This window comes from Acinetobacter sp. YH01006 (assembly GCF_013420445.1).
Lineage (GTDB): Bacteria > Pseudomonadota > Gammaproteobacteria > Pseudomonadales > Moraxellaceae > Acinetobacter > Acinetobacter pseudolwoffii.
The window spans coordinates 73,212-100,140 of the sequence record NZ_VOYB01000001.1 but is presented as its reverse complement, the minus strand read 5'-3'; the positions used below and the strand labels follow the sequence as shown (position 1 = coordinate 100,140).

Annotated in this window: 21 protein-coding genes and 1 pseudogene; 16 read left to right on the top strand and 6 right to left on the bottom strand. The window is 45.7% G+C overall.

Features of this window, described 5'->3' with window-relative positions; translation table 11 throughout:
• Position 1: 1 nt before the first annotated feature.
• Complete coding sequence (locus FTT73_RS00515; RefSeq protein ID WP_180190853.1) at positions 2 to 3,706, bottom strand: exodeoxyribonuclease V subunit gamma; 3,705 nt, start codon at positions 3,704 to 3,706, stop codon at positions 2 to 4.
• 179 nt (positions 3,707 to 3,885) lie between these two features.
• Here FTT73_RS00515 and FTT73_RS00510 point away from each other — a divergent pair, with 179 nt between their 5' ends.
• Positions 3,886 to 4,386, top strand: a complete 501-nt coding sequence (locus tag FTT73_RS00510; RefSeq protein ID WP_005095328.1) for a hypothetical protein — start codon at positions 3,886 to 3,888, stop codon at positions 4,384 to 4,386.
• Between the two features lie 53 nt (positions 4,387 to 4,439).
• Here FTT73_RS00510 and FTT73_RS00505 read toward each other — a convergent pair whose 3' ends face one another.
• The gene (locus tag FTT73_RS00505; protein ID WP_180190907.1) at positions 4,440 to 5,858 is read right to left on the bottom strand and encodes a phosphate--AMP phosphotransferase; all 1,419 of its coding nucleotides are present in this window, start codon (positions 5,856 to 5,858) and stop codon (positions 4,440 to 4,442) included.
• 205 nt (positions 5,859 to 6,063) lie between these two features.
• Here FTT73_RS00505 and FTT73_RS00500 point away from each other — a divergent pair, with 205 nt between their 5' ends.
• The 7 genes from FTT73_RS00500 to FTT73_RS00470 all read left to right on the top strand — a co-directional run bounded on the left by FTT73_RS00500 (position 6,064) and on the right by FTT73_RS00470 (position 12,224).
• Entirely contained in the window at positions 6,064 to 6,768 is a 705-nt protein-coding gene (locus FTT73_RS00500) for a hypothetical protein (RefSeq protein ID WP_100329316.1), read from the top strand.
• Between the two features lie 146 nt (positions 6,769 to 6,914).
• Positions 6,915 to 7,859 carry a bifunctional demethylmenaquinone methyltransferase/2-methoxy-6-polyprenyl-1,4-benzoquinol methylase UbiE gene (gene ubiE, locus FTT73_RS00495; protein WP_005095322.1) on the top strand — a complete coding sequence of 315 codons (945 nt, stop codon included), beginning with the start codon at positions 6,915 to 6,917 and terminating at the stop codon, positions 7,857 to 7,859.
• Positions 7,860 to 7,871: 12 nt separating this feature from the next.
• The gene (locus tag FTT73_RS00490) at positions 7,872 to 8,549 is read left to right on the top strand and encodes an SCP2 domain-containing protein (protein ID WP_005095321.1); all 678 of its coding nucleotides are present in this window, start codon (positions 7,872 to 7,874) and stop codon (positions 8,547 to 8,549) included.
• A gap of 12 nt (positions 8,550 to 8,561) precedes the next feature.
• Positions 8,562 to 10,181 (top strand): AarF/ABC1/UbiB kinase family protein, encoded by a 1,620-nt coding sequence (locus FTT73_RS00485; protein ID WP_005095319.1) that lies wholly within the window; start codon positions 8,562 to 8,564, stop codon positions 10,179 to 10,181.
• 72 nt (positions 10,182 to 10,253) lie between these two features.
• On the top strand, positions 10,254 to 10,676 hold the full coding sequence (locus tag FTT73_RS00480; protein ID WP_100355500.1) for a hypothetical protein: 423 nt from the start codon (positions 10,254 to 10,256) through the stop codon (positions 10,674 to 10,676).
• Between the two features lie 90 nt (positions 10,677 to 10,766).
• Complete coding sequence (locus FTT73_RS00475; protein WP_180082911.1) at positions 10,767 to 11,846, top strand: patatin-like phospholipase family protein; 1,080 nt, start codon at positions 10,767 to 10,769, stop codon at positions 11,844 to 11,846.
• A gap of 60 nt (positions 11,847 to 11,906) precedes the next feature.
• On the top strand, positions 11,907 to 12,224 hold the full coding sequence (locus tag FTT73_RS00470; RefSeq protein WP_180190852.1) for a hypothetical protein: 318 nt from the start codon (positions 11,907 to 11,909) through the stop codon (positions 12,222 to 12,224).
• 54 nt (positions 12,225 to 12,278) lie between these two features.
• On the opposite strand, the gene FTT73_RS00465 is transcribed toward FTT73_RS00470, so the two are convergent.
• Positions 12,279 to 14,633, bottom strand: a complete 2,355-nt coding sequence (locus FTT73_RS00465) for a Tex family protein (RefSeq protein ID WP_180190851.1) — start codon at positions 14,631 to 14,633, stop codon at positions 12,279 to 12,281.
• 336 nt (positions 14,634 to 14,969) lie between these two features.
• Here FTT73_RS00465 and ompR point away from each other — a divergent pair, with 336 nt between their 5' ends.
• From ompR to FTT73_RS00445, 4 genes are all read left to right on the top strand, one after another.
• Positions 14,970 to 15,734, top strand: a complete 765-nt coding sequence (gene ompR, locus FTT73_RS00460) for a two-component system response regulator OmpR (RefSeq protein ID WP_004278590.1) — start codon at positions 14,970 to 14,972, stop codon at positions 15,732 to 15,734.
• 259 nt (positions 15,735 to 15,993) lie between these two features.
• The gene (locus FTT73_RS00455) at positions 15,994 to 17,454 is read left to right on the top strand and encodes an ATP-binding protein (protein ID WP_180190850.1); all 1,461 of its coding nucleotides are present in this window, start codon (positions 15,994 to 15,996) and stop codon (positions 17,452 to 17,454) included.
• A 205-nt stretch (positions 17,455 to 17,659) separates the two neighbouring features.
• A complete protein-coding gene (locus tag FTT73_RS00450; RefSeq protein ID WP_005095307.1) occupies positions 17,660 to 19,177 on the top strand; it encodes an acetyl-CoA hydrolase/transferase family protein in 1,518 nt (505 codons plus the stop codon).
• A 229-nt stretch (positions 19,178 to 19,406) separates the two neighbouring features.
• On the top strand, positions 19,407 to 20,057 hold the full coding sequence (locus FTT73_RS00445; RefSeq protein ID WP_159138679.1) for a DsbA family oxidoreductase: 651 nt from the start codon (positions 19,407 to 19,409) through the stop codon (positions 20,055 to 20,057).
• A gap of 109 nt (positions 20,058 to 20,166) precedes the next feature.
• Here FTT73_RS00445 and FTT73_RS00440 read toward each other — a convergent pair whose 3' ends face one another.
• Positions 20,167 to 20,367: a dodecin family protein gene (locus FTT73_RS00440; protein WP_005095303.1), complete on the bottom strand. Its 201-nt coding sequence runs from the start codon at positions 20,365 to 20,367 to the stop codon at positions 20,167 to 20,169.
• 400 nt (positions 20,368 to 20,767) lie between these two features.
• Here FTT73_RS00440 and FTT73_RS00435 point away from each other — a divergent pair, with 400 nt between their 5' ends.
• The 4 genes and pseudogenes from FTT73_RS00435 (at position 20,768) to FTT73_RS00420 (ending at position 23,999) form a co-directional block, all read left to right on the top strand.
• A complete protein-coding gene (locus FTT73_RS00435; RefSeq protein ID WP_171063334.1) occupies positions 20,768 to 20,935 on the top strand; it encodes a hypothetical protein in 168 nt (55 codons plus the stop codon).
• 266 nt (positions 20,936 to 21,201) lie between these two features.
• A complete protein-coding gene (locus tag FTT73_RS00430) occupies positions 21,202 to 21,381 on the top strand; it encodes a hypothetical protein (RefSeq protein WP_005095300.1) in 180 nt (59 codons plus the stop codon).
• Between the two features lie 9 nt (positions 21,382 to 21,390).
• A pseudogene (locus FTT73_RS00425) lies at positions 21,391 to 22,785 on the top strand (hypothetical protein).
• Positions 22,786 to 22,877: 92 nt separating this feature from the next.
• Complete coding sequence (locus tag FTT73_RS00420; RefSeq protein ID WP_005095296.1) at positions 22,878 to 23,999, top strand: hypothetical protein; 1,122 nt, start codon at positions 22,878 to 22,880, stop codon at positions 23,997 to 23,999.
• A 428-nt stretch (positions 24,000 to 24,427) separates the two neighbouring features.
• Here the strand turns inward: FTT73_RS00420 and htpG are convergent, their stop codons facing one another.
• Positions 24,428 to 26,347 (bottom strand): molecular chaperone HtpG, encoded by a 1,920-nt coding sequence (gene htpG / locus FTT73_RS00415; protein WP_180190849.1) that lies wholly within the window; start codon positions 26,345 to 26,347, stop codon positions 24,428 to 24,430.
• A gap of 158 nt (positions 26,348 to 26,505) precedes the next feature.
• Positions 26,506 to 26,850 (bottom strand): lysozyme inhibitor LprI family protein, encoded by a 345-nt coding sequence (locus tag FTT73_RS00410; RefSeq protein WP_005095291.1) that lies wholly within the window; start codon positions 26,848 to 26,850, stop codon positions 26,506 to 26,508.
• Positions 26,851 to 26,929 lie beyond the last annotated feature (79 nt).

Here is a 26,929-nt window from a genome sequence, read left to right as displayed (position 1 = left end):
GCTATTTCACCCATTCCAGATGTTGGTGAATCGGCGCATACAGAGCATGGGCGAAATCATGACAGCAGCGCTGCAAGGCCAGATCCGGGTCCTGATCCTGCAAAATAAACTGCCAGTCCTGATGCAACAGGCTGGATTCATCCGAAGCCAAAGGCTTGGCACTTTCATAGCTATTATTCCAGGCTTTTAGCAGTTCCGGCATTTCCACAATGGTCATTTTGCCCTGTTCATTTTCGGCCCACTGCCACTCTTTTTTCATCAACAATTCCGCTGGCAACACCAGCGGCTGCTGTTGACCAATTTCCCAGGCTTTGAACCAGAACTGTAAATATTCTCGCGCTTTAGTTGAACTCAAGCCGGAAAATTTCAGGGTCTTATTACTGAAAATCACAATACGTTCCAGTTCCGGCGAGCGTGCATCATCATTCAGATAAGCCAGCCATAACAGATATTCCAGCCAGATCTGGGCACGGCGTTTTTCCGAGGCCGAAGAGGATTGCAGACTTAACCAGTAACTGCTGTATGAAACCTGAGGCACGTTAATATGAATGATCAGTTCAGGACTAAATTGCAGGGATTGCTGGGTCAACGGCGTCAGTTCTTTGCCGAGCTGTAGCAAACGTTCTTGCAACAACTGCTGTTCCTGCTGACTGCTGAGCCAGGTGGCTTGCTGGGTTTTGCCTACTGGCAAACGGTCTAGCATCAAGCTCGGCTCAATCTGCTGATCTTGTTGTAATAGAAAATCCCGCACCTGATATTGTTCCAGCTTGTTTAATAACAAGGGCTCACGGGAACTCGGCAAATCTGCATAGCGAATTGTGGAAATTCCGACACTTTTCAGAAATAAACGTGCCGGGAAAATCATGTCCCGAATCCACTCATCCCCTTTCAGCACCCGCAGTTCTTTTTGTTCAACTGCCGGATAATGCGCATTGATCCAGCTGCTGCGCTTGCCTTCGGCACTTCGGATATATTCTGCCACCGCAAACCACTGATCCCGATAACGCGGTGTTTGCGCACCTGCAAATCCGGCCGGATCAAAAGGCTGCAAGGGATGTACATGATAAAGCTGCTGGATATGTTGGGCGACCGACAGACCATTGATTTCCACCACAGGATCGACTTCGGCATCCGGCTGTTCCGACTGACAGATGAATGCAATATGCTGAATCAGTTCCTGCAAGGCAGTGGATGGATCGCGGGCCTCGCCATCGTCCAGATCAAAGCCATTATAAAACAGCCATAAACTATCCTGCGCCAATAGCAAGGCATCCAGAAAAGCGCCCTGCTCATCATCCAGACGCGAACGATCGCCGAGTTGCGGCTTCAGGCTGCGCATCAGATCAAACGGCACCTGTTGATTCCGGCTCGGAAACTTACCGCTATCCAGATTCAGCATCACCACCAGCTGATAAGGGAGTGGCCGGATCTGGCCAATCTGGCTAAAAGTGATCTGTCCGGTTGGTTCGGCCTGATCCAGCTGCATTTCTAGCGTATTCTGAATTTCTTCCAGCACATAAGGCAAAGGCAAACTCAGTGCCACCAGCTCCTGACTGGCATGTGAATCATCCTGCTCATGATAATCGGCCAGGGTCAGCATCCGCATCTGCTTGTCGATAATCTCGGCAACAGTTTTGAGCGATTCCACCCCGGCATCACGAAATTCATTCAGGTCAGCCCGCAAATATTCCAGCCAGGTTTTCACCGGTGTGCGCTGTCCGGTCTCATGCAAAGTCAGCCAGTCACGGCGCTGCACCAGATCCTGATAAATCTGGATCAGGGTCGAAATCAGTGGGAAATCACTGGTCAGAACCTTGGCATAACTCAAGGTATCCTCAAACATTGTATGTTCAGGAATGGCCAAGCCCAAAGCCAGACGGTCTAGCGCGAATTTAAAACTAAAACGGTAATCATCATCGCCTGCGCTCAGGCTTTGCTGTAAATGCTGTTGATCCAGACCGCGCTTAAAACCAGCCTCCGTCAGCAACTGCAACATCCGTTCTACCTGACTATAGTCCAGAGCATAACGTTGCTGGGTGGCATTCAGGCTAAGCCAGTCGGCAAAGTCCTCAATACTGAAACGGCGACGTACCCACTGGATCCGGCCCAGTACCGCGCGCCAGGCATTGCTAACATCCAGACGCGACACCCCGGCAATCTGGATCGGTAAATACAGGTTATCTTTTTGCAACCGTTGGCTGCCGATCTCACGTTCACGTGGTGGCGGGGCAAAGACACTGCGAATCGCCGGTTCCAGTTCTTTCAGATTCGGACTCAGCACCAGAATGTCGCTCGGTTGCCGTGGCTGCTGTTCCGTGCCTTGTGCCAGCCAGTGAATCAGCTGTTCTTTGAGTACTTCCAGCTGACGCAACGAGGAATGACAGACATGAATCTGCACCGAATCATCGGCCGGATTTAAAGCATATTGATGCTGTTCAGGTTCGAGTAAATATAAAATATCTGACTGGATTTTTGCCAGCAGCTTGTCCTGATAGTCATCGACAAAAACATCGGCCCAGAGACCTTCTTCCCCTGAAGACAGTTTGGAGAGTAAAGAGAAATGATCCCGCGCCTGCTTGCCAAATCGGGTCAACAGCGGATGCCGCGATTCACGATCTTCGGCATTAAAATTAAGCTGCTTGATTCGAAATTCTTTCAGTTCAGCATCATTCGGTTTACGTTGGCGAGTTTTTTCAAAGCGCTGAATAAAGCGCTCTTCGCGCTGTAAATCAAATCTGGCTTTCCAGTCTGGATCGACACTATCGGCCCAGTATTCCTGCGAGGGGTTAAAATGAAAAATATAAATATCAATGTATTGCCCCAGACGGCGTAAAAAATCCAGCTGGTTCGGTGGCAGTTCCAGCAGGCTAAATACCACTATCTGTGCCGGCAAGCGTTTCAGAGCCTGGGCGCGGGTTTCTGCATTTTCCAGCCGTTCCCAATACAGGCGCTCAATCTCCAGAATTTTGGCATAATCCTCCTGAAATACATGCTGCCACAACCAGCGTTGCCAGGCTTCCAGCTCACGCGCCTGAATTTTGACGAAATCGGCCACCTGTATTTCATGGCCATTTTCATCTTTGGGACTATAGATCATCTGCTCGATATCCAGCGCAATATCCTGTCCCCAGGCCTCTAGCCAGTTGGTCGGGCAGCTGCAGCTTTGCGGTGGACAGTTACGTGCACAATAACCGCGATAATCCATATAATGGCTGAACAGGCGCGATACCTGCTCGGCCACCCAGTACAGCATGCTCTGTTTTTTCAACTGTTTTTCCGTGCCCTGCTCCAGCCGGTCGGCACTGTCGTAAATCCGCTTTACAATTGAATACAGCGGATGATCGACGTCTAAGGGAATCTGTTCTGGCAGAATACATTTGCGCAGTGCCTGAAACACGCGCCATTTGATGATAATACGCGGAATATTGGCTTCTCGAACCTGTTCGACTTCTTTAGGCGCATTCAGCACCCACTGATAAGACGTCCACTGAAACGCACGAATCCGGTGATGGAACTGGCTATTGGCACTGATGCCTTTCTTCTCGGCAATTTTTTGAGTCAACCAGCTTTCTACGGCCGGAGACGGCACAATAAAATGCCGGGGCTGTAACACTTCAAACGGATGCCGGGCAGTTTGATTGACAATACGCAGCATACTATCCAAAAGCACATCAATGCGTTGACTCTGAATAACATGGATTGCCATCGTTTCCCCTGAACTGCTGAACTAGTTTTACTACAAAATGATAAAGATTAGTTACTATACATCTCTAGCGCTGTATGACACTTTAAAACCACACTTCAGTCGAAAAATTTCTTTGAAAAAAGTATCTTAATGATGCTTGCATAGAAAAAAACAACATAGAGCTTAGTTAGGTAGTGCCCATGAAATTAGATAAAATTCCTGAACGTATCGATCCAAGCTTAGATTTGGAACAAATTCGTGCCGAGTGCCTGGAACTCACCAAAAAACGTGCCTACTATTCTGCGGGTGCCGCCATTATTCCAGTGCCGTTTATGGATGTCGTCATTGACATCGGCATCTTGTCGCAATTGATTCCCGAGATCAATGCCCGCTTCGGACTGGCGCCTGATCAGATCAGTGTCTATGATCCCAAAACCCGTCAGGTGCACTGGAATGAGCTGCGTAAACGCGGCGTAGAATTTTCTGGTCTGGTGGTCGCGCGAACTGCTGTCAAAAAATCTTTGAACAATGTTGCAGCGAAAGTGATCACAAAGCAAGTGACAAAATTCATTCCCCTGGGTGGTCAATTGATTGCCGCCAGTCTGGGCTATTTTGTCATGAAAAAAATTGCCGAAGCCCATGTCGAGGAATGCTACCGTGCGGCTAAAAATATCCAGCAAAAACAGGTCGCTCAAGGTTAAGCACATTTGAGCTCAATATTCTAAACAGCTGAGCCCGTGCTACTTCAGGCAGATTATTCTGCCTGAAGCTGTTTTAAAATGGCCTTTAATACCTCGACCCGTGCGGTATTTTTATCATCGGTCGCAATGATATGCCAAGGTGCATAATCGGTCGAGCTACGTTCAAACATGTCGGCTGCTGCTTTCAGATAATCATCCCAACGTTCCCGGTTACGCCAGTCATCCTCAGTAATTTTAAAACGCTTATGCGGTGTATCTTCGCGTGCCTTGAAACGTGCAGCCTGTTCATCTTTGGAAATGGCCAGCCACAGCTTGATCACCACGGTTTGATGCTTGACCAGACTTTGCTCAAAACGGTTAATTTCCGCATACGCACGTTGCCATTCTGCGGCACTGGCAAAACCTTCTATCCGCTCTACCAGTACCCGCCCATACCAGGAACGATCAAAAATACAGATATCATCATCGCTTTGCAGTTTGGTCCAGAAGCGCCATAAATAGGGACGGCTCAGCTCATATTTTTCTGGTGCGGCAATGGTATGAATTTCATATTCACGCGGATCCAGTTTTTTCACAATGCGCTTGATCGCACCGCCCTTTCCAGCCGCATCCATGCCCTCAAACAGAATCACCACATTCCGCGGATCGGACCGCATCGCCTTGGCTACCTTAGCCGTTAATTTTTTCAGCTCCGGCTTGTAATCCTCTGCCTTGGCTCGAGTTTCGGCAGGATGTTTTAACAGTTCGGGAATCTTGGCCTGTTTCCATCGTCCACTGGCTCTGGCCGGATGATTGGGGCAATGCTTGAGAGCACCCAGAATATGCTGGGCAAATTGCTGGTCACGCTGCTGTTCATCTTCACCCTCAATAATGAACCAGTCTTCGGTAAAATGCTGACGCAAGCGCTGCAAGGTGTCGTACTGTTTTCTGTTGCGCCAGTCCAGACCATGCAGCTGATGCCAGTGCGCTTCACTCGGATCCATGGCATCCAGCCGTTTTTGCAGGGCTTTCCAGGACAGGTCAAACCAGACCTTGACCACATCGACATGATTATTTTTCAGGTCCTGTTCAAAGGCTTGCATCTCTTGCAGATAATGATTGAACTGTGCATTAGTGATCGGATCTGAAGCTTGCATAGCCCTGCTCAGCAGGTCGCTGTACCAGTTGCCAAACAAGACCATGATCTGTCCTTCGGCCGGAATAAAGCGCGCATAAGGCTGCCACAAAGTCTGTTTCGGTCCGGCCACTTGCGGTGCATCTGCTTTCACGCGCAAATAGCGCGGATCGACCCATTCACGCAGTTGCTTGACCGCTTCACCCTTACCGGCCAGCTCAATCCCGTTGACCAGAATCAACAGGCTTTTGGCATTTTTCTGGCCGCGTGTTTTTTTTAAATCATATTGAGCATCAATCAGCTCGACCGATAACTGATCTTCATCCATTAACTGAAATTGTGGTTGTTCCATGCGTATCTTCAACCCTGATGTTTTATTCTGTTTGCAGTATAACGATGAGTTTTGGCGCAAAAATAGCTCTGGCAACGTTTTTCACACGATTAAATTGGCTATTTAAACAACAGATTGACAGACAAATGCCCGATCTCTGTTCAATTTGTCATAGCAGGATTGCCCGGCAGCCTCTAAGATTCTTGCATTCTCAAACTATAATTGAAATCTCATGTCCAAACTTGCCGTTCTCGATGATCTGTTAGCGCATTATTATCAGCTGAGCTATCATACCCAACCGGACATTCTGAGCCGTTTACAGGATGTACAGGCCTGGCAGAAAGTTCGCATGCAGCGAACTCATCGCGCGCATTTTGCGGAAAAACCCAATCAGTTGATGGCCGAATATTTCCTGAACCGTCTCTATGGTGGTGCCGAATTTGATGCACTGGCAGCACAGATTGCCCGGCTGATGAAATATGCCCATAAAGCAGAAAAAGTGATTCCTGAAAATGCCATCAAAACCGGGACATTGGGTGTAGAACTGGCGATTCTGGCGGTACAGCTGGATGAGCAGGTCGCGATTCAGTTATTACAGGATTATCATCCGCATGAAACACTGACCGATGAGATGATGCGCCTGACCTATCTCAAACTGGATCAGGGTCAGGCACGGTTAAAACAACTGGCCTTGCTGGATCAGCTCGGTATGAGTCTGGATAAATACATGCGCTCTTTTGTGGTCTATGCGGCCTTCAAGATGTGTAAAGGCGCGGCCAATAAATATAACTTTCAAGTGATGTATGCGTTTATGCAGGATGGTTTCCTGGCCATGAAGCCGCTGAAATCGGCAGAAAAATTTGTCCGTGAATTTACCGCAACCGAACGCCAGATTATTGAGAAAGTGCATTCTGGCGATGCGTTGCCATTTCAATAAATAGTAGTGCAGTATTTCTGCCAAGCGCACATTTTTCTGTATATTATTCATAACAATTGCATCATGATTGCTGAATAAGCCTTTAGAATCTGTCATGATGCAGACAATGCAAGATTAACCCGATTGATATGTTAGGAGTGACTCCAATGTCGAATGAAAATACAACGCCTACCCCTACCCCTGAGTCGGCACAACAGACAGACAAAGTGAGCCCATTCTTAACTGAACCTCTTCCACAAGGTACGCCGCAAGGTCAGCAACAATCCCTCGAACAACGCCTGACTGATACGCCAGTCACAGGCTCGGTGCCGAAATATAACCTGCCACGCGGTGCCAATACCGGCAACGTGGGTTCAACCACACATTTTGGTTATCAAACCGTAAACAGCGAAGAAAAGGCCCAGAAAGTGGCTGAAGTGTTCCATTCGGTGGCCAGCAAATACGACATCATGAATGACCTGATGTCTTTCGGGATTCACCGTCTGTGGAAACGTTTTGCAATCAATATGTCCGGTGTACGCCGTGGCCAGCAGGTGCTGGATATTGCCGGCGGTACCGGTGACCTGGCCAAAGTGTTTAGCCGTGAAGTGGGCCCGACCGGTCATGTGGTGCTGTCTGATATTAACGAATCGATGCTGAATGTCGGTCGTGACCGTCTGATCGATGCCGGCTGTACTAATGTCGATTTCGTACTGGCCAATGCTGAAACCTTAGAACCATTTGCAGACAACAGTTTTGATCTTTTGACGATTTCTTTCGGTCTGCGTAACGTGACTGATAAAGATGCCGCACTTGCATCGATGTATCGCGTACTCAAGCCAGGTGGTCGTTTACTGGTACTGGAATTCTCTAAACCGGTGTTTGAGCCATTCTCTAAGCTTTACGATCTGTACTCATTCACAGCCTTGCCAATCATGGGTAAAATCATTGCCAATGATTCTGAAAGCTATAAATATCTGGCTGAATCGATTCGTATGCATCCAGACCAGCGCACCTTAAAAGGCATGATGGAAAATGCCGGCTTCCAGAATTGTGACTATCACAACCTGACTGGCGGGATTGTTGCAGTTCACCGCGGTTTTAAACTTTAAGGTTCACTCCCTATGTGGTCAATTCTGGCACTCGGTGCTGTTGAACGCGTGATTCACCATGTGATTGATCTGGATGCGATTACCCGCATCCAGCTAAATGCTTTGTCTGGTAAAATGCTGCGGGTGGTGATTGCTTCGCCGCAGCTTTCGGTCGATGTGTTTTTTGATAAAGACAAGCTTCGTCTGGAGCCGACCGCGACTGGTCATAGTGAAGCATCTTCAATCTTTGAACAGCGTCCATTTGATGCTGGCTCATCTACAGTCACCGAAGCGACTGCAACCTTGCAGGTCAGCAATGTGGTGGAATTACTCAAGCTGCTGCTGTCCGATGAAGTCGGCAATATTCCACTGCAAGGTGACTACAAGTTATTGCAGGAAATCCAGCGCATCATGCAACAGGCAGAGCTGGATCTGGCGGCGCACTTAAGTCCCTGGATTGGCCCGGCACTGGCACATGAAATTGGTAAATTTCAGCTATTACCCAAACAGCTGAAACGTACCCTGCAAAGTCAGCTATTCTTTGCCGAAGATGCCTTAAAAGAAGACAGTGGTCTGTTTGCCCCACGCTGGCAAATGGATGACCTGAATCAGGACACCCGTATCCTGAATCAAAATTTAGATCGGGTTGAAGCGAAAATCCAGCAGCTTCAGGCCCAGATCGATACCTCAAACAATTCTACTCAAGACTAGGTACGCTGCTTTATGATTCCGCATGTTTCACGTTTACTCGAACTTTGGCGCATCGCCGCGCACTATCGACTCGACACGTTGTTTCCTGCGGAAGAATTACCAGAAAAGGCCCGGCATATTCTGTCTTTGATCCGTATGCATCCGGCCGCCTGGTCCAGTCGTGAACGTAAGAATCCACTCAAGCTGAAACTGGCTTTAGAAGAAATGGGTCCGCTGGCCATTAAAATGGGTCAGTTACTCTCTACACGTCGCGACCTGATTGCACCTGAACTTTTACAGCAACTGGTTTTGCTGCAAGATCAGGTCAAGCCCTTTGACAATGACGTGGCCAAGATGCGCATCCAGGAATCACTGAAAGCCGATGTGAATACCCTGTTTGCCCGTTTTGACACCCAGCCTCTGGCTGCTGCCTCGATTGCACAGGTTCATACCGCTGCCCTGCACGATGGTCGTGAAGTGGTGGTCAAGGTGACCCGTCCGAATATTCGCCAGCAGATTTTGCAGGATTTTGAAATTCTGCAATGGCTGGGGGACTTTTTGGAAAAACGTCTCGAAGCAGCACGTGCCTTACATTTATCTGAAATTATTCAGGATTATCGTCAGATCATTTTGAATGAACTGGACCTGACCCTGGAAGCGGACAATACCCGTCGTATGCGCCATCACTTTACCGGCTCCAGCATGATGTATGTGCCGGAAGTGTATATGGACAGCAAAGATGTGCTGGTGGCCGAGCGCATTACCGGAGTGCCGATTTCAGATATCGCGACCTTTGACCGACTCGGCATGGATCGTGCTGATCTGGCACGTAAAGGCCTGACTATTTTCTTTACCCAGGTCTTTCGCGATAACTTTTTCCATGCCGACATGCATCCGGGCAATGTCTTTGTCGAAACCATCAATCCGAGCAATCCGCGCTTTATTGCGCTGGACTGCGCGATTATGGGCGAGCTGTCTAAGCATGACCAGATGACCGTAGCACGCATGCTGCTGGCGGTCATGAACAGCGACTTCATGCAACTGATTCAGGTGGTACATCAGGCTGGCTGGATTCCACCAGGCACCGATCAGGATGCTTTGGCACGGGAAATGCGCCGCAGTGTCGGGCCGATGGTCTCTAAACCAATGCATGAATTGGATTTCGCCGGTATTTTGATTGAAGTGATGGACATTGCCCGTCGTTTCCATCTGGAAATTCCACCGCAACTGATGCTGCTACTCAAAACCTTAGTCCATGTCGAAGGCTTAGGCACTGACCTGTATCCTGAACTGGATATCTGGAGTCTGGCCAAACCGATCCTGACGGACTGGATCAAGGCACAAATGAATCCGCAGAAAAACCTGAAAGAACTGGGACAAAAAATTCCGGATTTGCTATTAGGGGCACAGGATCTACCAACCTTGATGATTGATAGCCTGAACGGTCTGAAAAACCAGTCAGCCTGGCATGCCAAACAGCTCAATGAACTGCAAAGCATGCGCCTGCAAATGGAACTTCAGCAAAAACGTAGCTGGATGTTTGGCAGTATCATGGCCATTCTGCTGTCGATTGCGATTATTTCACCATGGTTTGTGTCGGTGCTTCTGATTGTGCTAGCGAGTGTTCTTGCCGTCTGGCGAATTGCGAAATAATTTTTTAAATAGCCTGATTCGTCAGGCTTTTTTATGCTTAAATTATTGAAAAAATAAAACAAGAATATCCAAATGAAATATAGTTTTTTATGGGCACTGTATCGCCAGAATAGACAAAAAACCTTTCTCACTGCACTACTTTACAGCTTCCCAACATGGATAGATATTTTTTTCTATATCAACCAAACAGCCCATTGGCTGGCATGGTCCTCTGCTGCCAATACCACATTCTACCTCCTGATTCATAGTGACTATTTCTGGCTCATTGTCAGCTTTAACCTGCTTCCGTTGTTATTTCTATTCTGTCTACGACAAACACAGCTAATACTAGCTTTAAAAATATGGATAGGTATTGCAGGTAGTTTGTTTCTAATTCATGCTTTTTACTGGCCAAGCTATCCTATAACCACGCTTTTGATTATTTCATTTAATCTACCTTTTTTAAATTTACGCAATAAAGAACTCATGCACACTTACATCAACCCGATGCCATGACTCTCAAGTCACCTTAGGACATATCTTGCCATTGGGTCTAAAGACGCATCGATTAAAATAAGCACACACTTGGCTGGTATGGATTGAATCATGGTACAGATTTTACAAAAACGGGCGCCTGCGCTGACGATTCGTGCTGGCCATCTGGCACGTGAGCTGATTTTGCAACAAGGATTACAACCTGAACAGGTCGATATTATCCCCGGTGCTGCAGGTGGCCCAAAAGGAATCGGGATTCAGGGTCTGGATCAGGCGATTTTTGGCGAGTTTTTCCCACGTGCCCCACAACGGCGTACTCTTGTTGGTTCCTCGATTGGTAGCTGGCGTTTTGCCAGTATGGCTGCACATGGGGCTCAACAGGGAACCGAGCGTTTAGCTGAGCTGTATACCAACCTTTATTTCCATAAAAAAATGACCCGCCAGGAGGTCAGCGAAGTTTGCCGCGGCATGCTACTCGATCTGGTACAAGGCAAGGAAAATGATCTGGTCAATCATCCGGATTATCATCTCGCTGTGATTTCAATTAAAGCCAAGCACATTTTCCAGAGTGACAAAGCGCTGCCTTTGCTGGCTTCTGTAGCCGGAATTGTCGGAACGACTGCTGTCGCACGTAAACACAGCCGTCATTTTATGCAGCGTGTGATTAGCCAGCCGAATATGGGGGAACAATTTCAAATCGCGGAAGATGGATTTACTACACATTATCATGCCCTGACCGAGCAGAGTGTATTGTCCTGGCTGATGGCCTCGGCGTCGATTCCCGGGGTAATGGCAGCGGTGAACAATATTCCGGATGCACCGCAGGGTTATTACCGCGATGGTGGTCTGATTGACTATCACATTGACCTGCCCTTTCAGAGTAAAGGCATTGTGCTCTATCCACATTTTACTGACAGCATTACTCCCGGCTGGTTTGACAAGTTATTTAAACGCACCTCAAATCCGGAAAATCAGGCACGCACCTTGTTGCTTTCTCCATCGCAGGACTATCTGCAAAGTTTGCCTTTAGGCCGCTTACCGGATCGTAAGGATTTTACCCTGAAGGGCCTAGATCAGGCAGAACGTATCAAATTATGGAAAGCCTGTATTGCTGAAAGTCAGCGTTTAGGCGATGAGTTTCTGGAGCTGGTCGAGAAGCAGAATTTTGCTGAGGTCATGAAAAGCTTGTAATTGACCGAGAGTGCCCGATTATTTGTATAATTGCTTTCATTTTGTGAACTGTTGAGATTTATGCAGAAGTTTTTAGTGGTCCTGCAATACCTGTGTCTGGCCTTTGCCGTCTATCTGACTTATAGCGTGAGCATCTCGCTGTATAACCAAGATTTTGTCCTGATGGAGCTGGTCGCTGATATTGGTACGATTCTGATCTGTATTGACTTGGGCGTGTTTTTATTTAGCAGTAAAACCAAAGCAGGCATTACCATGGAAGAATATGCCAAACGACTGGAACAGCCACCGTCGAAACTGGTGTATGTGACACGAAAAATGGGGCATCTGGGTATTTTGCTGATTATTACCAGCTGGATTGTGCCGATGATCAATTCATAAAAATCACATATAAAAAACCTCCCGATTGGGAGGTTTTCTTTTAGCAATTAAAGATTACTTTGAACCTTTAATCCCTGCTTGTAATAACAATGCGCCTAAACCACCAATTTTTTGCTCTTGGGGTTTAGCCACTTGAGGTTTCTTGCCCTGAGGACGCTCACCTTGCGGACGTGCTTGCTGTGGACGTTTACCGTGAGACTTACGTTCACCACGTGGCTCATTGTTTTCACGACGTGGCTGACGTGGTGCTTTCGCCGGAGTTTCAGAACCTTCAGGACGCATCGACAGATTCACGCGGTTACGTTCAGCATCCACATTCAAAACACGGACTTGTACGATTTGACCCGGTTTCACCACTTTATGCGGATCCGCGACAAATTCATTGGCAAGTTCAGAAATATGTACCAAACCGTCTTGATGCACACCGACATCGACAAATGCACCGAAGTTAGTGACATTGGTCACCACACCTTCAAGCTGCATGCCTTCAGACAATTGCGCAACTTCAGTAATGTCATCACGGAACTTCGCCGTACGGAATTCTGGACGCGGGTCACGACCCGGTTTTTCCAGTTCGCTTAAAACATCTTTGATAGTTGGCAGACCGAACTTCTCATCTGCAAATTCTTCAGCATTGACCTGACGAATGATTTCAGTATTGCCAATGATATCTTTCACTGTCGTCGCTTTCGCTTCAACAATTTTAAATACAAGTGCATAAGATTCTGGATGCACTGCAGATGCATCTAATGGCTCAGAACCATCTTGAATACGCAAGAAGCCTGCTGCCTGCTCAAAAGTACGCTCGCCTAAACGTGGCACTTTCTTCAAGGACTGGCGATTATCAAAACGGCCATTTTCCTTACGGAATTCCACAATTTGCTGTGCAATCGATTTATTCAGACCTGCGATATAACCCAAAATCGCCGCAGATGCCGTGTTGACATCGACACCCACCGAGTTCACACAGTCCTCTACCACTGCTTCAAGGGTTTTCGCCAGACCAGTCTGGTTCACATCATGTTGATACTGACCCACACCAATCGATTTCGGATCGATTTTTACCAGTTCAGCCAATGGATCCTGTAAACGGCGTGCAATTGACACTGCACCACGAATCGACACATCCAGCTCTGGCAGTTCTTGTGATGCCAGTTCTGATGCTGAATATACCGAGGCACCTGCTTCAGACACAGATACACGGGTCAGTTTAAGATCGCTATTCGCCGCCATCATTTCAGCCACTAAAGCTTCAGTTTCACGGCCTGCCGTCCCATTACCCACTGCAATCAGGTCAACATTGAACTCGCGGCATAAACGTGCCAGTTCAGCCAATGAACCTGCTTTATCATCTTTGGGTGCAAATGGATAAATCGTGCTGTGTGCCAGCACATCACCCGATGCATTCACCACAGCCAGTTTCACACCGGTACGGATACCCGGGTCAACGCCCAGAGTGGTGCGCGCGCCTGCAGGAGCAGAAAGCAGTAAATGACGCAAGTTTTCAGCAAATACGTTCATGGCTTCTGTTTCAGCAGCCAGACGTTTTTCAGTCAGCAATGAATGTTCAATGCTTGGACGCACTTTGCCAAGCCAGAACAGTTTTGCAGTTTGCTTCAAGAAGTCCTGACGTGCTTGCGGCTGAATCGTGTCTAAATTGTATTCAGTCTCAATGCGTGCCAATGGTGCAGCATCTTCGCCATCCACTTTCAGGCCCAGGACGTTTTCTTGACGGCCACGCAGCATCGCCAATAAACGATGTGAAGGCACTTTGTTCAGGTTTTCAGAGAAATCGAAATAATCACGGAATTTTTTACCGACTTCTTTCTTTTCTTCAGAAGCAACCAAACTTTTCAGCACTGCAGTTTTGGCAAAAGTGGCTTTCAGTTCAGTGGTCAGCGCGATATTTTGTGCCCAGTCATCAATCAGGATATGCTGGATCGCATCAAGCTGGCTTTCAGTATCTGGATAATCGTCATGGCTAAAACCGGCCAATGCGTCGCTTGGATCTACCGCTTCAGCAAAAATTTTCTCGGCGATTGGGCCTAAACCGGCTTCCTTGGCCTTAAATGATTTACTGGTACGTTTTGGGCGGTACGGTGCGTAAATTTCTTCTAATGCATTTTTGGTTTCAGCTGCATTCACACGCGCCAACAAATCATCAGACAATTTATCTTGTTCTTTGAGTGATTCAATCACCTTGTCACGGCGCTCATACAAATCACGCAAGTATGATAGACGCGTATCGAGTTGACGTAGTTGCGTATCGTCTAAGCCTTGCGTTACTTCTTTACGGTAACGTGCAATAAAAGGAACACTGGCACCTTCATCAATAAGCTTGATGGCAGCTTCAACTTGGTTTGGACGTACGGCAAGTTCTTTTGCCAACTGCTGAACTAAGTCAGTCATCGTGTTTGATCCCACAAGGATAAGTACTAAATGGCATGATTATAAAGACCGGGCCTATAAAATCCACCATTGTTTTTATTAATTTGTCTCAACTTTATATTATGAAGTGCGACAGTTTTCAGCTTTTCTGAATATAGTTTGCATGAACTTTGCTTTTTATGTTGCTCCAAATCATATTTTTTGTCCATTTAGATGTATATATTTGGTATCTATGTCTTGATTTTAACTGCAATATTTGGTGCTTTAGAGCATAGTCAATTAATATCAATGAATCGTATACTCAAAGCATATTTCATTTTTTGTTTATGACGACAATAAAGAATAAAGGAGCATCTCATGAGTTTAGTTGTACCTGCTGAAAAAGCCGATGCCGTACATACCGAAACAGACCGAGTCGAACGCATCTTGGTTGTTGATGATGATGTTCGTCTGCGTACCCTATTGCAACGTTTCCTCGAAGATAAAGGCTTTGTGGTGAAAACTGCACACGATGCCACGCAGATGGATCGACTTTTACAGCGGGAACTGTTTTCTCTGATCGTGCTCGACTTTATGCTTCCGGTTGAAGACGGTTTAAGTATCTGTCGTCGTTTACGCCAATCCAATATCGATACGCCCATTATTATGCTGACCGCGCGCGGCAGCGATTCTGACCGTATTGCAGGGCTTGAAGCCGGTGCGGACGATTACCTGCCTAAACCGTTTAATCCGAATGAATTGCTGGCGCGTATTCGTGCGGTATTGCGTCGTCAAGTGCGTGAAGTACCGGGCGCACCGAGCCAGCAAATGGAAGTGGTCTCATTTGGCCCCTGGTCACTGGATTTATCAACCCGTACATTGACCCGTGAAGGTCAAGTCGTGACTTTAACCACAGGTGAGTTTGCGGTATTGAAAGCTCTGGTTCAGCATCCACGCGAACCGCTCACCCGTGACAAGCTGATGAATCTGGCACGTGGTCGTGAATGGGGTGCCATGGAACGTTCGATTGATGTTCAGGTGTCACGTTTACGCCGTCTGGTTGAAGAAAATCCGGCGCGTGCGCGTTATATCCAGACCGTTTGGGGTGTGGGTTATGTGTTTGTTCCAGATGGTGCGGAGTAAATTAATACCTTGATTCATGACGGAGTCTGATGGTTTAAGCTCATTTATAGGGTTTAACCTGCGGTTCGCCTTACTTTTGTTTCGACAAAAGTAAGCAAAACCATTGTCATCCGCAAAACTCGACAACCTCCGTCATTCAAGCAATTCTCTCGCAGAAACATCATTGATCATCTTAAGTCTTGCCTCAAACAGTTGCGGATGACCTTAACGTGTATCCAACTACGGGGGAAGCCTCCCCTTTTGAGCAAAAGGACGCAGTGTGAAACTCGACCCCATCGACCCACAAAAATTTACCGATTTTGTTACCTACTCAGAAAAAAAACGCACCCGTGGGGAACGCTTTCTTGATAAGATCAAACCACGTTCTGCCGCCATGCGTACCACAGTTCTGGTGGTCTTTGTGGTCTGTTTCAGCCTGTTCATGTCTTTGTGGTTCTTCTGGCGTACCTTATTTTTACCTGAAATCCAGCAACATGCGCGCTATCTGGCCATGGAACTGGAAATTCTCAATAATCCCGATCTACGCCTGTATCATAAACAGCAGGAAGTCGATATTGATACCTGGTTAAAAAACCGCGTTGGTATTGAATATGTGACCAATCCGGCAGAGTATCCCACTGTCCGGGAAAAAGTGATTGCAGAATTTTTTACCCGGCAGATCGAAACCAAGCTGGCCAAAGAACTACGTATTGAAGAAGCCACAGTCTATTTCCAGTTTAAACCAAGCCCGCGCATCTGGATTCAGACCCCTGAAATGAATGGTCACTGGGTGCAAGAGCCTTTAAAGACCTATGCCAATTACAGTAATGAGCTGATTCTGGGCTGGTTACTGGGCACGCCGATTATTGTCGGTATTATTATCCTGACCCTGGTGCGTCAGCTGAACCGTCCTTTACGCCGCTTGCAGAATGCCGCCAACAGTTATAGCCGCATCGGTTCAGCACCCTATCTGGACACCAATCATGGCCCACTGGAAATCCGTCAGGTCAATCATGCCTTTAACCAGATGATTTATACCTTGGACCAGACCGAGCGGGAACGCCGCATCATGCTGGCCGGCATTTCACATGACTTGCGCACGCCTTTAACGCGGATTCGTCTCAGTGCCGAAATGATGCCCGATGAAGACTTTCTCAAAGAAGGTCTGATTTATGATGTGGAAGATATGGACGCGATTCTGGATCAGTTCATTTCCTATATGCGTGATGGTTCCGATGAAGAACCACAGGACACCAATGTCAATGTATTGCTTCAGGAACTGGTCAAGCAGTTTAAACCGCTCGACATCCGTTTCAGTCCGCAAGAAATACCGTTGATTCAGGCGCGCAGCATGTCGCTAAAAAGACTGATTGGCAACCTGATCAATAACTCGAAACGCTATGGTTCAGAACCGATTGAAATCTCTGCACATGTCGAGGAAAACCAGCTGTTAATTTGTGTTGCAGATCATGGCGAAGGCATTCCGGAAGACCAGATTGAAGCGCTGATGCAGCCTTTTGTACGGGGAAATTCAGCACGAACCGTCCAAGGCAGTGGCTTGGGACTGGCCATTGTGAAACGGATTGTTGATATTCACCAAGGTCAATTACGCATTCATAATCGCCCTGAAGGCGGACTTGAAGCCATCATCTCACTCCCCTTGAATCAGCTTAACCCAGAGATGCCTCCCCCAGCCACCACACTTGATAAAATCCGCCAAACACTGACTGATCGCTTTTAAGAAACGATCAGTCAGTGAGCAAATGATTTTGTAGTTTTTCTATACAATTCATTTTATATTTCATTAATTCAATCACTTAAAAATCATCATTTTTTATTATACCTACATTTAGCTAAAAAATTAGACCTTAGCCTAACACCTATGCACAATACATTTTTTGAGCGGTACAATCCGTCTCATAGTTTAAGAATTAATGAGAGTTAAAATGTCTTTAGATCGTATCCGTTTAGCCTCCCTACACAACAAAGTCATCAGTCCAGAACAAGCGGCTGAATTCATCAAAGATGGCATGACTGTGGGTATGAGTGGCTTTACTCGCGCGGGTGAAGCGAAGGCGGTTCCTTTAGCTTTAGTTCAACAAGCAAAAGCAAATCCATTAAAGATCACGTTAATTACTGGTGCATCACTAGGAAACGATCTAGACAAACAACTGACTGAAGCTGGCGTACTGGCACGTCGTTTACCGTTCCAGGTCGACAACACTTTACGTAAGGCGATCAACAACGGCGAAGTGATGTTCATCGACCAGCATTTGTCTGAAACTGTTGAACAAATGCGTAACCAACAGCTGAAAAAACCAGATGTTGCGATCATTGAAGCGGTTGCAATCACTGAAGATGGCGGCATCATTCCAACCACATCTGTAGGTAACTCTGCAAGCTTTGCAATCTTTGCTGAAAAAGTAATTGTAGAAATCAATACCAACTTAAGCCCGGCATTTGAAGGCTTACACGATATCTATATCCCGTCATACCGTCCAACGCGTCAAGCGATTCCTTTGACTCAAGTGGATGAGCGTATCGGGACACATGCGATCAATATTGATCCAGCAAAAATTGTCGGTATCGTATTCAACAATGACTTGCACGACTCACCATCTACAGTGACTGCACCAGATGATGAGACGCAAAGCATCGCCAATCATTTGATCGCTTTCTTTGAAAAAGAAGTGGCTGAAGAGCGTCTACCGAAAAACTTAGGTCCATTACAGGCGGGTATTGGCTCAATTGCCAACGCAGTATTGACCGGTCTGAAAGATTCGAACTTCGAAGACTTGATCATGTACTCAGAAGTACTACAAGACTGTACCTTTGAATTGATTGATGCAGGCAAAATGAAGTTTGCTTCAGGTTCTTCGATTACCCTGTCTGCTAAATATGGCGAGAAAGTATTTAACAACCTGGAACAATACAAAGACAAACTGGTATTACGTCCACAGGAAATTTCGAACCATCCTGAACTGGTACGTCGTTTAGGTATTATCGGTATCAACACGGCACTTGAGTTTGATATTTACGGTAACGTGAACTCGACTCATGTCTGCGGTACCAAAATGATGAACGGTATTGGTGGTTCAGGTGACTTCGCACGTAATGCGCACCTGGCGATCTTCGTGACCAAATCTATTGCGAAAGGTGGCGACATCTCTTCTGTAGTGCCGTTTGCTTCACATATCGACCATGCAGAACACGATGTAGACATTCTAGTAACTGAACAAGGTCTGGCAGATCTTCGTGGTTTAGCGCCACGTGAGCGTGCCCGTGCAGTGATTGATCACTGTGCACACCCAATGTATCGTGATGCCCTGAATGATTACTTTGACCGTGCTTCTGCAAAAGGCGGCCATACGCCTCATCTGCTTCGTGAAGCGCTGTCTTGGCATTCAAACTTCGAAGAAAATGGTCACATGCTGGCTGTTGAAGCTGCAGTAAAAACTGCATAATTGACTGCATTCGAAAAACGCCCTACGGGGCGTTTTTTTATGGGATTTTTATCTTTCTTGAATAGCCATAAGCAGACTCTCTGGACAAAATCATCAGGCTATCATTCATATTCTCGTCCAATCTTCATGCTGCCAATATGCTGTAGAAATCCCCTTCTGAGGCTCAAGGACTTTAAATTCTGATTCTTCACCCTCATACTTAAACACAAGAGTAAATTAGAGACATGACATGCGCGTAGATATCTGGTCAGATGTGGTTTGCCCCTTCTGCTATATTGGTAAAAAACGTTTAGAAGCAGCTGCACAAGAAGCAGGCATTGAGCTTGAAGTGCATTGGCACAGTTACCAGCTCGACCCTGAAGCACCAATGCGCCAGGAAGTGTCCAATTCTGAGCGTCTGGCACAAAAATATGGTCGTAGCGTAGCTGAAGTCGAAGAAATGCAGCGTAATATTGCCGAGATGGCCAAAGCTGAAGGCATTGAATTTAACTGGGAAGGTGCCAACTCAGGCAATACTTTCAATGCGCATCGTATTATTCATCTGGCGCAAAGCAAAGGTTTGGGTACTGATGCACAGGAAGCTTTCTTCTATAGCTATATGACGCAAGGCTTGGCCATTGGAGAGCGTGAAACACTGGAAGATGTCGCAGCACGTATTGGCCTGAATCCGGTCGAGGTCGATGACTTACTGGACTCTGATGAATTTTCTGATTTTGTCAAATTTGATCAGGAAGTGGCACAGGATCAGCTCAAAGTGACTGGTGTACCTTTCTTTGTTTTTGATCAACGTGTGGCCTTGGCAGGCGCGCAGCCTAAAGACGTATTCTTGCAGGTTTTTGAGAAAGCGCTGGAGACTGTAGCAGAAAATCCGGCTGAATAATACTCAACAGAGAGTTGCAATACGCCTAGGCAATCGAACTCAGAAAATTTATAAAAACATCCCCATTTCAGATGGGGATGTTTTTTGCCTGTCATTTACACTCATTGACTTAGTCGACCAGAAAACTAATTTTTAAATTTACACGATATTCCGTGATTTTATTTTCTTTGATGACCACCTTCTGTTCATTGATCCAGGCACCTTGTACATTTTTGATGGTTTCTGTGACTTTTTGAATACCGGTTTGAATCGCATCTTCAAAGCTTTTCGTACTGCTTGAATTAACTTCCACCACTTTTGCAATTGCCATAATGAAACTCTCATTGTAAACATGAATGAAAATCCATCTTAGTTCATTCCCACAGGATTGCAGCAGCGCGTAAACAAGCGACAGCAAAAACTTACATGGATTGAACAAAGCTTTCATCTGAGCAGATGAAAATCTGTTGACCTTATTTTGGCAGTTCATGATATTCAAATTTCCATTGTGACTAACAACCATAAAAGCCCCGTAAACAGCCGAAACCCAGACTAGAGCAAATACACTAATATATTGTTTTGTAGAATAATTTTTCTAATTTTTAGGTGCTGCTTTTGCCGAATCTATCATTTTCTATTCAGCCTTATTTGCTATGATTTCACCCGAATCAAGTTTAAATACTCTCCCCTCTGTTCAAGTTGTTGAACACCCTGATATTAAAGGTCGTCCCATGAATGCTCTTAAATTTGCTTTCGCAGCAACTGTTATGGCTTTTTCTGTTCAAGCATCAGCGCAAATGGCACAAGTGGTTTATCTGCCAGACTTTCCGGCAAGCAAAGCACCTGCTGAAACTGTAAATACAGAAACTGCAACGCCGGCAACTGAAAAAACTGCTTAATACCCAACAAGTTTTTATGCAAACAGGCTGATTGATTCAGCCTGTTTTTTATATCGATTTAATTTAGCTGCTCTCTGAAGAAAATCTGTATTTTAAAAATTATCGATCATTTCATATTTTGTTATTTTCCATTGATATTGATCGCTTTTTTGTCATTAAATTTACTAGTTTATAAATATAAAACAGTTAAAATAAATCACTATTTCATGTGATCTACGCATATAATTGTAGCAATATAAAAATACTGATAATACAAAAGCATTGTTATGAACAGACTTCAGGCATTGGTGCAGGGCAAAATTTCACCTCAGTCCATTTCTATTGATTTTCTGATTGAAATGGCAGAACGCCATACAGATCCTCATTCTGCTGAATACAAATTAATCGAGTTGGCGCTGAATATGGTGCTGGCCCAAACTTTGGATAAAGCGCTAAAACATATCTAGAGATATAAAATGAACGCTTTAAAAAAAGCACACTTAGTCAAGGAATTACATGAATTGATCCAGCAACTGGAGCATTAGGCTCTACCTCTGTACGACGTGGCCCGTTTCAAAAAAAGAATTCGTGATATCTTTAATCTTTGTGATGAACCTATTTTTAAAAATCAGATTTTAGCGTTTAAAGCCCAGACCCAGCCTGAACTTGCTGCCTATCAATTTTCCGCCAGTACCCCCTATCATCTAAGTTTTTGTGGTTATTTCACTGAAATTCCAGCTCTGGAAAAGGCACTGTATACCCAGCCAGATATAGGCTGGGCAATTCTACATCATCCTGAGCGTGGCTGGCAGGTCTGGCTAATTCCGGCACCGAAGCATCCTGCACTAAACAGTGAATGGAATGAGTTACAACAATGTTCTATCTGGCTGTCACAGCAACAATTGACAACCGGTCTGCAAGCGGCTCCTCCATTGACTGTACCGGCCTTATCCCTGAATGAAGCAGAAGCCAGCTTAAAAGCGGCGGCCACGACTCGATATCATCGTGGCCGACAAAAAGCAAAAATCAACTCATTAAGCTTAAATCATTCAGATGAACCACACATTCAGATACAGGCCACGTCTGAGTATCTAGATCATCCATTACCCACTGAAACTGCGATTGTGCAGGAAAAAATTATTGTCCCAGAAGTGATCGATTTTCCCGCTGAGATTCAACTGGGAGACGTGATTGCGCAGGTTCAGCCTTTGACTCCGGAAGATACCAATCTCCAGCGGCTTTGTGCTTTAGAATTGGAACCTGATGTCGGGCATCCAGCCTATCTGGATATTGTGCTGTATTATGCCGCAGAAGATCACTGGCAGGCACGCCAAGTTTATTTGGTGGAGCAGCTGAATCTGCAAGGCCAGTTTATTAAATATCTGATGCTTTTGGGTGCATCAAGTCAATTACAGGCGCACTATTGTATTGAGCATTGGTTGAGTCAGCATCAGTATCAGGCTGCTGCGATTAAATCGCTGTCGTGGCCTCAATTAAGTACAGGTTTCACGCAATTGCATCTGTTGTCAAAAGCCTATTTGCAACAAGCAGAAATAGTCTGGACACAACCCGATTATTATCCTTATATTCCGGCAGATTCGATTCAGAAACAAAAATTTATCTCATTTGAGGAAGCCCTTGCGGATTTCTCTACACCGATACTCTTATTGCAAGAACATCAGCGAATACGCGTGATTCATGGTGAAAAACGCCTGTCTCTCGCAGAGGATGAACTGGCCTATCCATCTATCTTGCTGCAACGTGATCAACAGCTAAACTGGCAAAAAATTCACACGATTATTTTAATGATGTCGCAACCCATTCAGGTCATGGAGCTTTATCAGGCAATTCAGACTCAAATCATTGAATAATTGCTGTTATTTTGTAGCTTTAACTTGCTTTTTATCGCTATATTTAAGAAAACTACAGCTGAATAAAAGAATACAAGAGTAATAAATATCTCATGCAAATAAATCGAATTACTCAGATCTTCCTGCTCTCTCTTGGCATGGGAATCAGCAGTAGCATGTCTTGGGCAAATTCAGTAAAAGATGCTTCTTCAGACCAGGAAAAAAACTCGGAGAGTGTTGAGCCGGCACGTTCAGGACTGCTGGATCAAATTCCGCGTTTGATTGATGCAACACCAACCATTCTTCCAGAGCAGTCGAATACCGCCATCGTCCCGCCAACGCTAGAAACGGAAAATCATTCATGGGCCGATCAGAAACAGAAAAGCATCCGAGAATGGGCAGATCGTACTGCGCATAAAATTGATAACTGGTTTGGTGAAACTGATCCGGATCAGCCGGCTGCCGCCACACTGCGTGTCATTTTGGATAATCGCTGGGATGAATATGAGGGCTATGAGATTAAGCCCCGTATCCGTGGCAGAATCAAACTTCCCACCTTAGAACAAAAGCTGAGTCTGGTCTTCGGTGATGACAGTCTGGACAATGAATTAGACAGTAATGTCGCGATTACCAATGAAAATCCGGCAACATCTGGAGATAAGCGTCTCGATACCAAGCGCGCACGCCAGGATAACAGCTCATTCGCCTTACGCTGGTCGGAATGGTCAGACCGGATTCCTTTTGAAACCGATCTGGATCTGGGTTTACGCTCCGGAGATGATATTTACCTGCGCGTCAAAGCCAGTAAAGATTGGACACTGGAAAATGACTACTTTTTTCATGCCGAACAGATTTATCGCTACGGGATTCAAAGTGAAAACTATTTGCGTACCAATCTGGAACTGATCCATGCCCGTCCCAATCAGGCATTTTTTTCCAATCAGCTCAGTCTGACCTATGCAGATGATCAAGATGACGATCTGACCTGGGACAACTATACCTTTAGGCAACATCAGTTTTTTCAGGACAACCGTTTTAGCTATGGTATTTATACTGGCGGTTATCTAAATGACAAGGATCTGCGTCTGAATCGCTGGGGACCGTATGTGTCCTGGAGACAGCCTTTTTTACGTGAATGGTTTTTTGTCCAGACCGACCTCAACTATCTGAATGATCATCGCGAAGATCGTGATCACTATGTTGGTGCTTTGGTGCGTTTAGAGGCATTGTTTTAAACTCAAGCGCGGTGCAAAGCTAAAAAATCCCTCCGTAGAGGTAATGCTGATCAGTTAAGGAGTTTAGAAATAGACTCTTTAACTTTTTAGTCGTTCACGACGGAGTCTTAAATTTATAAATCAAATACTTAAAAATAATTTGTTACTTTGGTTTCGCCCAAATGAGAAGCGAAGCTTCGCAAGGAAGGCATCTTACGGAGCAACACTCCTCACCGCAAAACTCGTCAGCCACCATCGATTAGTAAATTTGTCGCAGAAACAATCATTTTTAAATCTTGTGGTGCAATACACCTCATGCCTCAAACAGTTGCGGATGACTTTTCTATCTATCAGATATAATCATGAATTTGAAAAAGAAAATGCCAGTCAATTCCTTAACTGACTGGCATTACTCCGTAGAGGGATTTTTTAGCTTAGAGCATCATGTGTTAAGCAAGCAACAAGCTATTGATACGCTTCACATACTCAGCAGGATTTTCTGGTAATCCACCTTCTGCAATCACCGCCTGATCAAAGATCACATTGGCCAGATCGTCAAACTGCGCTGAGCCATCCAGTTTTTTCACCAAAGGATGTTCCGGGTTGATTTCCAGAATCGGCTTCATATCCGGTACAGGCTGACCTGCATCTTTCAGCATACGGATTAATTGTGGAGATAGTTCCCCTTCTCCAGTCACCAGACAGGCCGGTGAATCGACCAGACGCGTAGTCACGCGCACTTCTTTGGTCTTGTCTTTGAGTGAATCAGTCAGCTTCTCGACCACCGGTTTAAACTGGGCTGCGGCTTCTTCAAGTGCTTTTTTCTCTTCAGCATCCTGAAGATCGCCCAAATCAACTGCACCCTTAGACACGTTTTGCAACGGCGTGCCATCGAACTCATTCACAAAGTTCATCGCCCATTCATCTACGCGTTCGGTCATGAGCAGAACTTCAATGCCTTTTTTCTTGAACAGTTCTAACTGCGGTGAATTCTTTGCAGCATTCAGGCTGTCTGCAGTCACATAATAGATGGCTTTCTGGCCCTCTTGCATACGTGCTTTATAGTCAGCCAATGAAGTGCTAACCTCATCATTATTCGACGTTGCATAACGCAGCAGCTTCAGGATGCGTTCACGGTTACTAAAATCTTCACCCAAACCTTCTTTCAATACTGAAGCAAATTCCTGATAGAAAGTCTTGAAGTTCTGCTGGTCTTTTTCATCTTCAGATTTGGCCAGATTATCCAGAATGGTCAGGATACGGCGGGCATTCCCGTCACGAATGGTTTTCACATCGCGGCTTTCTTGCAGCAACTCACGGCTGACGTTCAGTGGTAAATCCGCACTGTCTACCACGCCTTGTACAAAACGCAGGTAATTCGGAATCAGATTATCCGCATCATCCATAATAAAGACGCGTTTCACATACAGCTTGATACCAGCTTTGGATTCGCGGGTGAAAATGTCATGTGGGGCTTTGCTTGGAATATACAATAACTGGGTATATTCAGTACTGCCTTCCACCCGGTTATGCGCCCAGGCCAATGGCGCCGTGAAATCATGGCTTAAGTTTTTGTAGAACTCGACATATTGTTCTTCAGTAATTTCAGACTTGCTCCGTGTCCAGAGTGCGCTGGCCGAGTTAATCGCTTCCCACTCATCAGTCTTGACATACTGGCCACCTTTCGGTGTTTCACCTTCAGCCGCTTCTTCCTCCTGCCAGACTTCTTTTTGCATCTGGATTGGCAGGCTGATGTGGTCTGAGTATTTATTAATAATTTGCTTAACCTTATGGCTTTGCAAATAGTCCAGCGCATCGTCACGCAGATGCAGAATAATATCGGTACCACGACCTGCTTTTTGAATTTGTTCAACTTCAAATTCACCAGTACCACCACTAATCCAGCGTACACCTTCAGATGCATCTGCACCGGCACGACGTGATTCTACCGTGATCTTGTCTGCCACAATAAAACCTGAATAGAAACCGACCCCAAACTGGCCAATCAGCTGGGCATCGGCCTTCTGGTCACCGGTCAGTTTAGACATAAAGTCTTTGGTGCCCGATTTGGCAATGGTGCCTAAATTATCAATGGCTTCCTGTTCGCTTAGACCAATTCCGTTATCTGAAATGGTAATGGTCTTATTCTCTGCATCAAGGCTGACACGAACACGTAAATCCGGATCATTTTCATAAAATTCGGGATGATTGATCCCTTCAAAACGCAATTTGTCACAAGCATCCGAGGCATTCGAAATCAGTTCGCGCAGAAAAATTTCAGGGTTTGAATAAAGCGAATGGGTCACGAGATGTAGTAACTGAGCCACTTCAGCCTGGAAACTATGTTTTTGTGCGTTAGACTCACTCATTAATCACTCCTTTTATTTTAAATACAGGTCAATACTGTTGCCTATATGAATGGAGTGAGTTCCTCAATTTTCAATAGTCAGTGGTATATTTTTTCACAAGATATTTTTGAGCACTTGATCTGGCAGGGTTTTAATCTTTGCCAGACCGACTGTCAGACTTAATAAGGCCCAAGCTTATAAATGCGCTGAAACTGCAAGTCCAGTTGCTGTTGACGCATATTATAGACTTGGTTCAGGCAAGAGACCGATTCCAGACACTGGTCGCGAAACTGCAACCATTTGACCTGATCGCGCTGAATCACTGAACGCGTGCCCATCGGAACCATACGCCGTAAGATATGATAGCTGGTACTCATTTTCACATCAGCATCATTAAGCAGACGATGTTCACAAATAGCTTTTTCGGTCACGGTTTCAGCTTTCTGACAATCAAAACTTGCGGCATAGGCAGGTGCGACCAATAGGCCGCAGAAGATCACAATACTCTTCATTAAAAATCTCATGCTGATCTTCCTTATTATTCAATTATTAAGTCGTATTCAATTAATATTTACTTTATTCGTTTTAATATATTTGAACATT